General features: G+C 52.3%; 13 protein-coding genes and 1 pseudogene. 6 read left to right on the plus strand and 8 right to left on the minus strand.

Features of this window, described 5'->3' with window-relative positions:
- Positions 1-13: 13 nt before the first annotated feature.
- The 4 genes from holA to ACZ1HF_RS13755 form a co-directional block, all read right to left on the minus strand.
- Positions 14-1,036, minus strand: coding sequence for a DNA polymerase III subunit delta (holA, locus tag ACZ1HF_RS13740; protein ID WP_472658043.1), 1,023 nt, complete (start codon positions 1,034-1,036; stop codon positions 14-16).
- The gene (gene lptE / locus ACZ1HF_RS13745) at positions 1,037-1,519 is read right to left on the minus strand and encodes an LPS assembly lipoprotein LptE (protein WP_472658044.1); all 483 of its coding nucleotides are present in this window, start codon (positions 1,517-1,519) and stop codon (positions 1,037-1,039) included.
- Complete coding sequence (leuS, locus tag ACZ1HF_RS13750) at positions 1,506-4,046, minus strand: leucine--tRNA ligase (RefSeq protein ID WP_472658045.1); 2,541 nt, start codon at positions 4,044-4,046, stop codon at positions 1,506-1,508. Before leuS ends, lptE begins: the two co-directional genes overlap by 14 nt.
- A 73-nt stretch (positions 4,047-4,119) precedes the next feature.
- The gene (locus ACZ1HF_RS13755) at positions 4,120-4,629 is read right to left on the minus strand and encodes a DUF3576 domain-containing protein (protein ID WP_472658046.1); all 510 of its coding nucleotides are present in this window, start codon (positions 4,627-4,629) and stop codon (positions 4,120-4,122) included.
- Between the two features lie 253 nt (positions 4,630-4,882).
- Here ACZ1HF_RS13755 and ACZ1HF_RS13760 point away from each other — a divergent pair, with 253 nt between their 5' ends.
- Together ACZ1HF_RS13760 and ACZ1HF_RS13765 are read left to right on the plus strand one after the other, a co-directional pair.
- A complete protein-coding gene (locus ACZ1HF_RS13760; protein ID WP_472658047.1) occupies positions 4,883-5,878 on the plus strand; it encodes a porin in 996 nt (331 codons plus the stop codon).
- A gap of 107 nt (positions 5,879-5,985) precedes the next feature.
- Positions 5,986-6,636 carry a YggS family pyridoxal phosphate-dependent enzyme gene (locus ACZ1HF_RS13765; RefSeq protein WP_472658048.1) on the plus strand — a complete coding sequence of 217 codons (651 nt, stop codon included), beginning with the start codon at positions 5,986-5,988 and terminating at the stop codon, positions 6,634-6,636.
- Here ACZ1HF_RS13765 and ACZ1HF_RS13770 read toward each other — a convergent pair.
- The gene (locus ACZ1HF_RS13770) at positions 6,629-7,123 is read right to left on the minus strand and encodes a L,D-transpeptidase family protein (protein ID WP_472658049.1); all 495 of its coding nucleotides are present in this window, start codon (positions 7,121-7,123) and stop codon (positions 6,629-6,631) included. The genes ACZ1HF_RS13765 and ACZ1HF_RS13770 overlap by 8 nt on opposite strands.
- Positions 7,120-8,198: pseudogene (gene ribA, locus ACZ1HF_RS13775) on the minus strand (GTP cyclohydrolase II). Before ribA ends, ACZ1HF_RS13770 begins: the two are co-directional and overlap by 4 nt.
- Positions 8,199-8,365: 167 nt before the next feature.
- Here ribA and ACZ1HF_RS13780 point away from each other — a divergent pair.
- Positions 8,366-9,052, plus strand: coding sequence for a response regulator transcription factor (locus ACZ1HF_RS13780; RefSeq protein ID WP_472658050.1), 687 nt, complete (start codon positions 8,366-8,368; stop codon positions 9,050-9,052).
- 82 nt (positions 9,053-9,134) lie between these two features.
- On the opposite strand, the gene ACZ1HF_RS13785 is transcribed toward ACZ1HF_RS13780, so the two are convergent.
- A complete protein-coding gene (locus tag ACZ1HF_RS13785; RefSeq protein ID WP_472658051.1) occupies positions 9,135-10,400 on the minus strand; it encodes an MFS transporter in 1,266 nt (421 codons plus the stop codon).
- A 77-nt stretch (positions 10,401-10,477) separates the two neighbouring features.
- Here ACZ1HF_RS13785 and ACZ1HF_RS13790 point away from each other — a divergent pair, with 77 nt between their 5' ends.
- Positions 10,478-11,266, plus strand: a complete 789-nt coding sequence (locus tag ACZ1HF_RS13790; RefSeq protein WP_472658052.1) for an exodeoxyribonuclease III — start codon at positions 10,478-10,480, stop codon at positions 11,264-11,266.
- Here the strand turns inward: ACZ1HF_RS13790 and ACZ1HF_RS13795 are convergent.
- Positions 11,233-11,766, minus strand: a complete 534-nt coding sequence (locus tag ACZ1HF_RS13795; protein ID WP_472658053.1) for a DUF6653 family protein — start codon at positions 11,764-11,766, stop codon at positions 11,233-11,235. The two genes, ACZ1HF_RS13790 and ACZ1HF_RS13795, sit on opposite strands and share 34 nt — an antisense overlap.
- A gap of 91 nt (positions 11,767-11,857) precedes the next feature.
- On the opposite strand from ACZ1HF_RS13795, the gene trxA reads away from it, so the two are divergent.
- Positions 11,858-12,772, plus strand: a complete 915-nt coding sequence (gene trxA, locus ACZ1HF_RS13800; RefSeq protein ID WP_472658054.1) for a thioredoxin — start codon at positions 11,858-11,860, stop codon at positions 12,770-12,772.
- A 26-nt stretch (positions 12,773-12,798) separates the two neighbouring features.
- Positions 12,799-13,440 (plus strand): LON peptidase substrate-binding domain-containing protein, encoded by a 642-nt coding sequence (locus ACZ1HF_RS13805; protein ID WP_472658055.1) that lies wholly within the window; start codon positions 12,799-12,801, stop codon positions 13,438-13,440.

Genomic DNA, 13,440 nt, shown 5'->3' on the forward strand with positions numbered 1-13,440 from the left:
TAAATGACCCCAGTTATCGACGGCCCATCATCGCTAGACGGATCAGTGCTCGCTCCATCAGAGCCATATGAGGAACGGGCAATGCTGATCGTAGTTGCAAGTCTGTGTCCGTTAGTAACCGCAAGGCTGTCTCGAGCCGGTGTAGGCCCCATGCATTTGCCTGCCGTGCCAACCGATCTTTGCGCATGTAGGGCACTGGTGGACGGGCTCGCATCAGCCCGGCTTCTGCTCCTTTGGGATCACTTGCGGCTATATGCAGTTTGCGGAAATGCTGAGTCGCCCCGATACACAAACGTACGGCCTGAATGCCTTGGCCTTCCAGTTTCGACAGGATCGGGCCGATCTCGGCCACGCGGCCTTCTGCTACGATGTCTAACGCGTCGTCCAATGCGGCTTCGCTGGTGTTAGGCGCACAGGCTGCAATGTCCTCGGATGTAAGCGGCGTTGTATCCCCGTGCTTGTAAAGGCTCACTTTTTCAAGTGTTTGACGGAAATCACCCGGATCAAGCGTGCGGGCCAGATCCGATAAGTCTGCCATGGCGTCTTGAGGAATGTTGGCTAGGCCTGCCTTGGCTAAACTTGCTTCGATCTCAGCGCGCCCGGGCGGGTCATTATAGATAGCGGTCGCGTAAGCGTTTGGATGGTTTTCGAATAGTTTACGCAAGGCGCCGCGCGGGGTTAGCTGGCCAGCAGTGACAATCACCGTCGCGTCACCTTGTTGCCAGTCTTTCAGGGCCGCCTCGATGGTTTTCGCTAGCCCATCACCGGCCTCTTCGACAAAGGCGACACGCTGACCAGGAAAGAACCCTTGCGCTTTGATGGCGTCGGATAGCATTGCTGGATCTTTGCGCAGATCTGATGCAGGTATGCGGGTCAGGCGCATCTCTTCTTCGCCTTGTGGCCCGATCAGAGCAGCGATCACTTCCTGACGTCTGAGGGCGACACGCATAGTATCTGGGCCGTAAATCAGTAGCCCTGTGCGTGTTGGATCCGGCTTTGCGAAATAAGCACGGGCATCACGGGCGTTCAGTTTCATCTAAATCCGTCCGGCGTTGATCAGGAGTTTCGATGTAATCTTATCCCCCAGCGCGACCATTAGCCGTGCCTGCGCGTCACGTTCAGCGGCTCGGGTAGAGATTGCTTGTTGAGAGGCAGAGTAGGACGTGAATGTGTTCACGTTGTCCTCAAGCATAATATCGTTCGTCACAAGATCACGCAGCGCAAACTTTGCTGTTCCAAGTACATTATACCGGGTAATATCGTTGGAGCCCGATACCCCAATGCCTTGCTGCTGAACGTCGAGAATAACTTTCAGGCCATATTTTGGTGATTGTGCACGTCCGATCCGTTTTTCCAGATGTTCGACCAAGGTAAATTCGTTCCGCGTGGTCGGAGTATCCACAAGGATTGATCCCTTTAGATCATTTGCTGTGCCGTTATTCCCGTAAATCGGCTGAAACCCACAGCCAGCCAAGGCTGTGAGTGAAAGCAGGAAGATGCGGCGGTCAGATGACAACATTGATGATACGACCTGGGACAACGATCATTTTCTTGGGCGGGGCACCGTTCAGTATCTTAAGAACAGCCTCATCCGCCAGCGCCAGTTTTTCAACCTCTTCTTTGGGCATGTCCTTCGGCACCTCGATTTCAGACCGCCGTTTACCGTTGACTTGAATCGGCAAGGTAATCGTATCTTCAACCAGAAGTGCGGCATTCGCGCTGGGCCAAGGCGCACTGGCGATCAGCCCTTCACCACCCAGATGGGCCCAGATTTCTTCGGCCAAATGTGGCGTCATTGGCGACATAAGTTGTGCCAGAACCTTCAGTGCCGTCCGTTTTGCGCCGGGACCGGCCTTTGATTTGGCGATGGCATTTGCGAATGCGTAAAGTTCGGCCACAGATTTGTTGAATGCAAAGCTCTCGATACCTTGCGTGACGTCATGGATGGCGCGGGCGGTGATCCGTTCCAGATCAGTATCGGTGTCATCGCCTTCAGGTAGCTCCGCGACCATGCGCCAGACTCTTTGCAAGTGCTTCCACGACGCCTCTGCACCGGCAGAAGTCCATTCGACATCTCGTTCCGGAGGCGAATCGCTCAGCATGAACCAGCGCGCGGTATCTGCACCAAACTGATCGATGATATCGGTTGGGTCGATCACGTTCTTCTTGGATTTTGACATTTTTATAATAGGCCCGATGTCGACCGGTGTGCCATCTGCCAGCTTTGGGCCTTCATTGCTCCGTATGATGTCTTCCGGCAGATGCCACGCGCGGCGGGTGTCGCTGCCGGCAACCGCTGTCGAATAGGTTTCGTGTGTGACCATGCCTTGGGTGAACAGGGCATCGAACGGCTCTATGGCTTTTTTAGGCAGGTGTCCGGTGACGTGCATCGCACGCGCGAAGAACCGGGAATACAGCAGATGCAGGATCGCATGCTCGATCCCACCGATATATTGATCCACATTCATCCAATATGCGGCATCTTCGGCATCAGTTGGTGTCTTGGCATGAGGCGCTGTGAAGCGCGCATAATACCATGACGAATCCACGAACGTGTCCATCGTATCCGTCTCGCGCTGTGCGGAATTTCCGCAATTTGGGCAAGCTGTGTCGCGCCACGTTGGGTGTCTGTCCAAAGGATTTCCCGGAACCTCGAAACTAACATCGTCCGGCAATTTGATCGGCAGGTTCTCTTTCTTTTCCGGAACAATCCCGCAGGCGTCACAATGGACCACAGGGATCGGGCAGCCCCAATAGCGTTGCCGGGACAGACCCCAATCCCGCAGGCGGAACTGAACTTTTCCTGTCCCAAGATTGTGAGCCTCAAAATAATCGATAGTGGCGTCAATGCCTTCAAGGCTTGTTGCGCGTTCGATACCGGCAAAATGATCTATATAAATCACTTCTTCGGTCTTTTCGGGCACCAATGCTTCGTTCTGTACGTCTGAGGTATCGTCTGGCTTATAAAACGCGTTTTGCACCGGCAGGCCGTACTTCCGCGCAAAATCGAGGTCGCGTTGATCATGGGCAGGACAGCCGAATACTGCGCCTGTGCCGTAATCCATCAGAACGAAATTACCAATCCACACTGGTAGGTCGCGGTCAGGATAAACCGGGTGAGCCACGCGGATACCTGTATCGATGCCTTTTTTCTCAGCTTTTTCCAGTGCCGCTTCGGTGGTATCCATGTTGCGACATTCATCTATGAAAGCAGCAAGGTCAGGCCTGTCTGACTCTAAAGCCTTAGCAACAGGATGATCTGGCGCGATGGCCAAGAAGCTTGCTCCACGCATTGTATCCGGGCGGGTGGAGTAGCAAATGATACTGCCCTCCCCGTCACGGCGGGTAAATGTAATGTCGATGCCACGCGATTTTCCGATCCAGTTTGCCTGCATCAAACGCACTTTTTCAGGCCAATTCTTCAGCCCGTCCAGCGCCTCTAGTAGTTCTTCTGCCATATCGGATATCTTGAAGAACCATTGGGTCAGTTCGCGCCGTTCTACAGGGGCGTCAGACCGCCAGCCCTTACCGTCGATCACCTGTTCATTGGCCAAAACGGTCATATCTACCGGATCCCAGTTGACCACAGCATTTTTTCGATAGACCAGACCTGCTTTCAGCATATCAAGAAACAGGGCTTGCTGTTGTCCGTAATATTCTGGATCACAGGTCGCAAATTCGCGGGTCCAATCAATAGAAAGCCCCAGCGGTTTCATCTGGTCGCGCATTGTGGCGATATTGTTGTAAGTCCACTCCTTCGGGCTGGCATTTGACGCCATGGCAGCGTTTTCGGCTGGCATCCCGAACGCGTCCCAGCCCATTGGGTGCAACACTGAAAAGCCACAAGACGCCTTATAGCGCGCAATGACATCGCCCATGGTGTAGTTGCGTACATGGCCCATATGGATACGGCCAGACGGGTAGGGAAACATTTCTAGCACGTAGTATTTCGGCTTATCCGCATCCCGTCGGGCAAAGAAACTTTGTGCGTCTTCCCAGGCTTTTTGCCATTTTGGTTCAACTGTACGGGCATTATAGCGTGACATAGAAGGTTCCTTAAGCGAAAGACGCCGGGTTATTAGACCCGGCGCTTGTCATAAATGCGAAGTAAAGTCAGGTCTATAGCTTCGTATCTGCGATTCTTAGCTGCCGGGCGCGGGTCAGGATGGCATCTTCAATGGCGCGCACGGTTTCTGTGCTGACCTGTCCGCCGCCACGCGATTGCAAAGCTACCCGTAAAGACCGGGCATCGAGCGCCGGGTCGGTAATATAGACTGTTGCGCGATAAGCCCTGTTTGTGCCACGCGGTGCGCCATAACCCATTGCAATAGTGCCCGTGAATGGGTCAGCGGCCTCAACCGGCATGAAATTCAGGACATCCAGCGACGCATTCCAGAGATATTTGTTCACCCGCAATGTCACATTCGGGTCTTCATTGTTCTGAAATAGGTCCCATATCGTGCTGCCACGTTCGTTAGCGGTGGTCTGGGCCGCGCTGTCAGAGCTTCGGGTAAACCCATCATCCGTATTGTTGCGCCCGAAAATCCCCCCGGCACGCCCGCCGCACGCCGCCAGACTAAAGGCAAGAACGCCAACCATCACAAATTTAACTGTACCGATCTTGAGCATATTGCTTGAATCCCCGGGATTTCTACGCTTTCCACCTGATACCCGAGCCTGCGGGGACGGACAAGAAAGAATACTTAGGGCTTAATTGAACTTATCCACAACATGCTGTGGCAAAGCTGCATCAATTTCCTAAAGACACATTCATCTCGTCTAAGATGACTTGCATCTGACGGTTAGGATGTAGAAATAGACCCATACTCAATTCGGATTCCCCGATTTGAGCTGAGCAAAACTATGAAATTGAGGGAAAACGATGAAAAAAGTTCTCTTTGCATCAACAGCTCTGGTCGCCTTCGCTGGCGCAGCTGCTGCTGACGTCGAACTGTCCGGCCGTGCCGAGATGGGTATCGCTGATACCAATGTTGACAATGTATCTGCACAGTTCTTTTCTGACATTGATGTTACGTTCACAATGTCTGGTGAAACAGACAGTGGTTTGACATTTGGCGCTTCTATTGACTTAGATGAGTCAAGCGATGATGAAGCATTCAATCCTGAAACCGAAGGTGGTGAAGAAATATTCATCTCTGGTTCATTCGGTACAGTCACTTTGGGTGACACTGATGGTGCTATGGACTGGGCTTTGACCGAGGCTGGTAATGTTAATAACGGTGGTTCTATTTCTGACGATGAGACCACTCACCCTGGTTATTTTGGCGCTTACCATGATGGTGCAGCAGGTCAAGATGGTCAGATTTTGCGTTATGACTACTCAGCTGGTGCGTTTGGTTTCGCGTTGTCTTATGAGCAAGGCGATACTGACCGAGGTAATACTGGCCTTGATCCTGCTGATCTTGCACCCGCAGGAGAAACAGATGGTTTCGGAATCGGTCTGAAATACTCTATTGAACTGGCAAGTGCTAACATTGATCTGGGTCTTGGTTATCAATCTATTGATGGACTGGCTACAGATGTTGATATCTTGGGTGTAAGTGCAACAGCTACGTTCAATAATGGTTTAGCTATTGGTGCAACCTATGTTGATGGCGATGTTTTGACAATTGCTGACTCCGATCACGCCAGCATTGGTGTAGGTTACACAACCGGTGCACTAACTTTGCATGCAAACTACGGTGTGTTTGACTTTGGTGATGGATCAGAATCAGACGGTTTTGGTCTATCTGCTGCTTATGACCTTGGCGGCGGTGCGGTTGTGCACTTCGGCTATGGTGATGGTGATGTAACTGATGCTGCTGGTGTTTCCACTGATAGACAAACAGTCTCCCTTGGTCTGGGCCTGAGCTTCTAAGCTTACCCAAATCATTTGGAATAAGAGAGAGCGGGCCTTCGGGTCCGCTCTTTTCTTTTGGGGCGCTCTGTGGCTGATAGGTGTCAGTTAAAGAAACGGAGCGTATAATGTCCCTGTCAGAAATAACTGACCGCATTCAATCCGAAGAACGTCGTGTAGGGCGGGTAGTTGGCAGCACCAAGCTGATTGCGGTTTCTAAACTGCAACCCAACGATCGGGTCGAGGACGTTCTGACCCAGGGCCACCGCATCTTTGGCGAAAACCGGGTGCAGGAGGCTGCCGGGAAGTGGCCTGATTTCAAAACGCGCTTCGATGAAGTAGAATTGCACCTTCTGGGCCCGCTTCAATCAAACAAGGCCCGTCAGGCGATGGAATTGTTCGACGTGATCCACACGCTTGATCGTCTGAAGCTTGCCAAACGCATGGCCATGATCCGAGATGAGATCGGACATTGCCCAAAACTGTTCATTCAGGTCAACACGGGCAAAGAACCCCAGAAAGCCGGGGTCATGCCGGAAGATACGGAAGCTTTTGCGGCAGAGTGTCGGGCTTTAAATTTACCCATAATTGGCCTGATGTGCATACCACCCGTAGATGAAGACCCCAGCCTGCATTTTGCTTTGCTTAAACAATTGGTTGACCAGACTGACCTATCGGAACTCAGCATGGGTATGAGTGGCGATTTTGAGAAAGCTATCGCACACGGTGCAACTTGCATCCGCGTCGGTTCTGCCATTTTCGGGGCGCGGCCTAGCTGACAATTACCCTTGTCTTATATCTGATCCGTTCTGCAATCCAGCGCAGGTGATCTTGGCGAAAGGCCACGCATCCCTCGGTCGGGTGTCGTGGCTTACGCCAGGCATGTAGAAAGATCGCCGATCCGCGCCGATATTCTGCGTAAGGCCAATTCCAGTCTATGATGATCACAATGTCATAAAGCGGATCAGCCCGTCGTAGCTTTTCGTGACTGCATGGGTAGGGCGCGCGGACCATAAGATTATAATCCTCATGCTGCGGGTCGTCGGACCACAAATCACCGAGTCGGATCGGAACGGCCCAATTCGCAGGTCGGACCAACCTGTCTGGGCGATAGAGCATACCAACAATCCGATGCGTTCCAACGGGTGTTGCGCCATCGCCTTCGCGTTTATCGCGTGTTAAGCCCCCTTTACCAATACTTGACGGAAAGTGACGCCCCATAAACCGCGTTCCCCAGCGGTTTACGACCAAATCGTAGGGTGTCACAGAAGATGCCCCGACTTCGCAGCCTTAGTGGCAAGGTAGTCTGCATTATGTCGGGTTTCACCTACCTTCAGAGGAACGCGTTCTGTCACCTCAAGCCCGTTCGCCGCCAGCATGGCGACTTTGGCTGGATTGTTCGTAAGCAAGCGGATTTGCGCAAAACCCATTGCGCGCAAAATCTCTGCGCCGATGCGAAAATCCCGCTCATCATCTTCGAAACCAAGCCGGTGGTTCGCTTCAACCGTATCAAAGCCTTGATCCTGCAGGGAGTAAGCCCGCATCTTGTTGGCCAGCCCAATGCCGCGGCCTTCCTGGTTGAGATAAAGCAACACGCCCTGCCCCTCAGCCCCCATCTGTGCCAAAGCGCCGCGCAATTGTGGACCACAATCGCATTTAAGTGAGCCCAGCAGATCGCCGGTAAAGCAGGCGGAATGTAGCCGGGTCAGAACAGGTACGCTGCGAGATGGAGTGCCGATTTCAATGGCGTAATGTTCCTCCCCCCGTCGTGAGGGCGGAACACATGCAGACGTCCTGCCTCGCTGACCTCAAGCGGCAGGCGGGCACTGACAACGGGTTTCAACGGGCTGGATGTTTCAAGTTCAGTCTTCAGGTCTTCCAAAGGTAAGTGGATCAACTCGTGAGTCGCTGCGAACTCCGCACCATTATCTAGCGAAAGCGTCACCGCTGCTGGTAACAGCTGCGCTGATTTGATCAAGTTGATTGCTGCGCGCGCTGGTGCGGCATCGCCGTCCCGCAGGGTTGCAAGCGGACCTTTCATCGGCCTGTTCAAATCATCTGCCGGGTCTGCGATGGCACGCACCCAGTCCAACGGCGCGTCTTCTGACATCATAATGCGGGCGATGTCACCATCGTAGCAACGCGCTTTCAGGGTCTGCGCGCGCCAGTTTGTGACGACCAATGCCATAGGTAAGCCCATCAGACGGATCGAGGCCAAACGGTCTGAACTCAATGTTTCAGCAGCAAGCGTCAGAGTGCCGCTGATTATGACTGGGACGCCCATCCGCAAATCGGCTCGCGCCCGTGCGATCCGCTCAGATATGGAGAGTGTCAGTGACATAATTCGGCTCCGTTTGTAACAATCACATCCTTTTCATAATGCGAAAGGAAGGATTTTGAAACATTTGGCATCCTGGTCACACGAGCCCGTGACATAACGGCGGCGTGAGTTGTGATCGGCGTCTCTTATCCGCATTTTCATGATCAAAGTTAGGAAGGACTAGACCTATGGCAACTTTGAAAAAGATTTTACTTGTAGATGATGACGATGATCTACGCGAAGCTTTATCTGAACAACTTGTGATGACTGAAGATTTCGACGTGTTCGAGGCTGATAACGGCGCTCACGCGATGGAGAAAGCTAAAGAAGCCATTTATGATCTTGTCGTTTTGGATGTAGGGCTGCCTGATACAGACGGCCGAGAGCTGTGCCGCCTGATGCGTAAGCAAGGGGTGAAATGTCCAGTTCTTATGCTGACCGGTCATGACAGCGACGCCGATACAATTCTGGGACTTGATGCCGGGGCGAATGATTATGTCTCGAAACCGTTTAAGTTTCCCGTACTTCTGGCCCGTATCCGCGCGCAGCTGCGCCAGCATGAACAATCGGAAGATGCCGTTTTCCAGCTTGGGCCATATACATTCAAGCCTGCCATGAAGATGTTGATCACCGAGGACGATAAAAAAGTCCGTCTGACCGAGAAAGAGACTAATATCCTGAAGTTTCTGTACAGATCAACGGACGGTGTTGTGGCGCGTGATGTGCTGCTCCACGAGGTTTGGGGGTATAACGCAGGTGTTACCACTCATACGCTTGAGACCCATATTTATCGGCTTCGTCAAAAAATAGAACCAGATCCGTCAAATGCGCGCCTTCTTGTGACCGAATCTGGTGGCTATAGATTGAATGTATAGAGCGAATCCCTTGGTCGCGTCAGGGTAATGATGCGACACCTCCCTGTTGGACTTGCCCGGCCTTGTGCCGGGCGTTTTTTTGTCAAGACGGTCGATCTTTTGGCATTCGCAGCAGCCATGTTCCCAAAAGGCCAAGGCAACACACTATCCCTGCGGCTGTCCAGTAAGGTGCGCGAAGTGCAGCTTCTCGACCAATAGAAGGTTCTAACCACGCGACGATCAAGCCACCTGCAATGGCACCAAGGGGCATCATACCCCAGCCGAAGAACCGATAGATCGAGTTCACGCGCCCAAGAATGTCATCGGGGATGATACGCTGCCTGTAGCTGACGGTAAGTACGTTCCAAAGCATGGCTCCCAACATTTCTATGAAAAGTGCTAGGGCTACGACCCAAGGCGATGAGGTTACAGCGATCAAAAGGTACCCGGTTGCGAACATGCCCAACGCGATAAGAAGACTGGCGGTTCCACTGATTTTCTTGATGACAGTAGGTGCGATGAGCCCACCAATGACGCCGCCAGCTGCACCCGCTGTCAAAAGGATTCCGTGACCAAAAGCGGTTAGCTGCAGAATATCCTGACTGAACAGAACCAACATCGTCAATGATGCCATGTAGCTGGCATTCAGAATGCCCAGAATGATTGCTAAGCGTAAGATGAAGGGATGTCGCCACATCCAGGACGCGCCCTCGCGGAATTCGACCCAAAAACTTGCTGTGGCACCGCGGGCAGGACGGGTGGGCAAGATAATCATCCAAACGGCAAGCGCTGCGAATGCGAATGTTAGCGCGTCAACAGTAAATGGCAGGGGAATGGCCAAGGCGATCAGGACACCTGCCAATGGTGGGCCGACGAAGGACCCCATGACTTGTTCAATGCTCCACATTTGTCCATTCGCGTGTTCAAGATCCGTCTTATCAACTATCGAAGGTAACATCGTTTGCGCCGCGTTATCGCGCAGCACCTCGGCACTGCCGATAAGAAAGGCCAACCCTGACAAGGCAAGGATAATTGGCAAAGCGCCGCTATCATCTTGCATTGGGAGAACTGGCCCGGTCAGGATCATAGCAACAATGCCCAGTGTCAGAACAAAACGAAACATATCGGCACGCACCATCAGTTTTTGACGATCGGCCCGATCCGTCCAGACACCAGCGGGCAAAGTGAACAGAAACCACGGCAGGCGTGTCGCAACAGCAGTCAAAGAGATCAACACAGGGTCGCGCGTTACAAGTGAGGCAAGCCATGGAAATGCGAGCGCCGATATACCGTCACCAAGATTGGAAACGGCTGAAGCCGAAAAAAGCAGTCTGTAATTCCGGTTTCGGCGAAAAAGTGAAATGTCCATGAAATGCGCTCTAACAAAGTGGTACTCAGATTAGTCTGGGTCTAAGGTCAGCCCATTGTCAAACCGGAGTTGTATATATGCCCTTCACCCTTGCGACCTGGAACATAAACTCTGTCCGATTGCGCGAACCTATCGTGCTGAAACTGCTACAGGAAGAAGCCCCGGATATCCTGTGTCTTCAGGAATGCAAAAGCCCGGTGGATAAAATCCCGGTCGAGGGCTTCAAGGCGCTGGGCTATACCTACATGGTTGCGCGCGGGCAGAAAGGGTATAACGGTGTGGCAATCATTTCAAAATTGCCCATTACGGAGGCCGGGGCGGCTGATTATGCTTCCCTTGGACATGCCCGGCATATCGCAGCGCGGCTTGACAATGGGGTTGTGATCCACAACCATTATATTCCGGCGGGGGGCGATGTGCCTGACCGAGACGTGAACGAAAAGTTTGGCCAAAAACTGGATTACCTGACAGAGCTGCGGGATGCTTTTCACGAGGATAAGCCCGCAAAGTCTATCCTTGTCGGTGATCTGAACATAGCGCCACGCGAAGACGATGTCTGGTCGCATAAGCAGCTTTTGAAAGTTGTGAGCCATACACCTATAGAGGTAGAGCATCTGGCTGAAACTCAGGATGCAGGCAAATGGGTTGATGTGACCCGCGCCGATATTCCGGATGGGCAGCTCTATTCCTGGTGGTCATATCGGGCGAAAGACTGGGATGCGGCAGATAAAGGTCGCCGACTAGATCATGTTTGGGCAACATCGGATATTGCGTCTGCGGCGCATGGGTCGCGTATCCTGCGCACTGTGCGTGGATGGGAAAAGCCAAGTGATCACGCACCTGTTTTCGCCACATTCGATTTGTAACGCATCCAGCTTGCATAGGTCGGGTTTGTATCCTTCATATCTTGATAGAGCCAAACCATGCGATCAACAAACCAGACCTTAGCCCCGATTGTTGTGACCAGACCAAATAAGGTAGCAAACAGATCAAACACCCAAAGGCCGTATATAAGTGGTAAAAGCCCTAACCCCGAGATCACACTCAGCAAGTAAGCCCAATGCTCATGATGTTTCGGAATAGGTATTGTTTTGCGATTCAGAAAGACACGCTCTCCGAATGTACCTTTTGAGGCCCAGTTATCTGTTCCAACCGGGCAAGGAAAAGCGCGTGGGTTATACCAGGTCCAAACAAGTGCGATTGCCAAAGGTAGCAGACACCACAGGCCTATCCAGCTACGGCTCCAGATTGCCAGAACGATAAGGGGAAGGCATGTGAACCGAGTATAAACGCTCAACGGATTAGCGTGGCGGGCCCATGTCTGGGTATCCATGCCCATGATCTTTTCGCTTGTTTTAAAAGCCATTCGACATCTTTCGGGTAGCTTTGGAATTTCACCCTTGGTTTCCGTCCATATAGCTTCCATATAAAGGAACAACTTCAAGGAGAGAATGGTCATGCTGGAATTAGGTGGTGGCGCAAACGCCGAAGCGGGCGATTTGATCAAGGACAGCTCAGAGATGAGCTTTATGGCTGATGTGATCGAGGTCAGTCAGGAAACCCCTGTTATCGTAGATTTCTGGGCCCCTTGGTGCGGTCCATGCAAAACACTTGGTCCTAACCTTGAGGCCGCCGTGACCCAAGCCGCTGGAAAGGTCAAAATGGTCAAGATTGACGTGGACCAGAACCAGCAGATTGCAGCGCAGCTTCGGGTTCAGTCCATTCCAACGGTTTTTGCGTTTTATAAAGGGCAGCCGGTTGATGCGTTTCAAGGCGCTCTGCCTGCGAGCGAGATCAAGGCATTCGTTGACAAGCTAATTGCCTTGGCAGGTGATGGTGATGATGGCGGTTTAGAAGAAGCGGTCAGTGCCGCTGAAACTATGCTTGAGGAAGGTGCAGCTGTTGATGCGGCGCAGACGTTTGCGGCAATTCTTGGGGAAGAGCCGGAAAATGCCGCTGCTTATTCCGGATTGATCAAAGCGCACCTTGCACTGGAGGAAATTGACCAAGTTCAGGCACTGTTGGACAATGCGCCTGACTCCATTGCCACGGCACCAGAGCTTGAGGCAGTAAGGGCGCAGTTGGCCTTACTGGAACAGGCAGCGGATGCGGGTCCGGTGAATGATCTTCTGGCAAAAATTGAGGCTGATGCGAACGACCACCAAGCCAGATTTGATTTGGCAACCGCGTTACACGCGTCTGGCGATACTCAGGGTGCTGTTGATCATCTGTTAGAGCTTTTCCGCAAAGATCGCGAATGGAATGATGGTGCTGCGAAAGCTCAACTCTTCACGATTTTCGATGCGTTGAAACCAGAGGACCCGATTGTTTTGTCTGGGCGCCGCAAATTATCGTCGATGATATTTGCCTGATTGGGGTTCTGGTCTAAGTCTTAATCATGTTCCCAAGTGCCGATCTACCCGATACGATTCCGGTTTTCCCGTTGCCGGGTGCCTTGCTATTACCGCGCGCGCGGTTGCCCCTGCATCTTTTCGAGCCGCGCTATCTACAGATGTTTGAGGATACGCTGAAGACATCGCACCGGCTGATAGGAATGGTACAACCCCATGATGGCCCAGGCGGGAAGGCGCAATTACATTCGATTGGTTGTGCAGGTCGGGTTACTCAGTTCTCGGAAACCGAAGATGGGCGTTATATGGTCACGCTTTCCGGGATTTCTCGATATCGTATGCGACAGGAGATTGTAGGCTTTACCCCTTATCGTCGGGCTGAGGTTACTTGGGACGGGTTTGAACGAGACATTGGACCTGCCGAAACAGATAAGGGTTTTGATCGGCCAAAATTTTTGAAGCTGTTATCTCGATATTTTGCGGAGCAGGATTTGCAGACAGATTGGGACAGCTTGAAAGACGCCGATGCGGAGCTGTTGATTAATTCTCTATCGATGCTTTGCCCATTTGAGCCAGAAGAAAAGCAGGCCTTGTTAGAGGCTCCATCGTTAACTACGCGGCGGGAAACGCTGATCACTTTGATTGAGTTTGCTTTGCGTGGTGGATCATCGGAAGAAGTTTTGCAGTGA

This window comes from Litoreibacter sp. GN1-5, from assembly GCF_055693805.1.

Excerpts from the sequence above, each read along its gene's own strand:
- lptE (WP_472658044.1), bottom strand. The coding sequence starts at position 1,519 with ATGTTGTCATCTGACCGCCGCATCTTCCTGCTTTCACTCACAGCCTTG.
- ACZ1HF_RS13785 (WP_472658051.1), bottom strand. The coding sequence starts at position 10,400 with ATGGACATTTCACTTTTTCGCCGAAACCGGAATTACAGACTGCTTTTT.
- holA (WP_472658043.1), bottom strand. The coding sequence starts at position 1,036 with ATGAAACTGAACGCCCGTGATGCCCGTGCTTATTTCGCAAAGCCGGAT.
- ACZ1HF_RS13765 (WP_472658048.1), top strand. The coding sequence starts at position 5,986 with ATGTCCCTGTCAGAAATAACTGACCGCATTCAATCCGAAGAACGTCGT.
- leuS (WP_472658045.1), bottom strand. The coding sequence starts at position 4,046 with ATGTCACGCTATAATGCCCGTACAGTTGAACCAAAATGGCAAAAAGCC.
- ACZ1HF_RS13795 (WP_472658053.1), bottom strand. The coding sequence starts at position 11,766 with ATGGCTTTTAAAACAAGCGAAAAGATCATGGGCATGGATACCCAGACA.
- ACZ1HF_RS13805 (WP_472658055.1), top strand. The coding sequence starts at position 12,799 with ATGTTCCCAAGTGCCGATCTACCCGATACGATTCCGGTTTTCCCGTTG.
- trxA (WP_472658054.1), top strand. The coding sequence starts at position 11,858 with ATGCTGGAATTAGGTGGTGGCGCAAACGCCGAAGCGGGCGATTTGATC.
- ACZ1HF_RS13780 (WP_472658050.1), top strand. The coding sequence starts at position 8,366 with ATGGCAACTTTGAAAAAGATTTTACTTGTAGATGATGACGATGATCTA.
- ACZ1HF_RS13755 (WP_472658046.1), bottom strand. The coding sequence starts at position 4,629 with ATGCTCAAGATCGGTACAGTTAAATTTGTGATGGTTGGCGTTCTTGCC.
- ACZ1HF_RS13760 (WP_472658047.1), top strand. The coding sequence starts at position 4,883 with ATGAAAAAAGTTCTCTTTGCATCAACAGCTCTGGTCGCCTTCGCTGGC.
- ACZ1HF_RS13790 (WP_472658052.1), top strand. The coding sequence starts at position 10,478 with ATGCCCTTCACCCTTGCGACCTGGAACATAAACTCTGTCCGATTGCGC.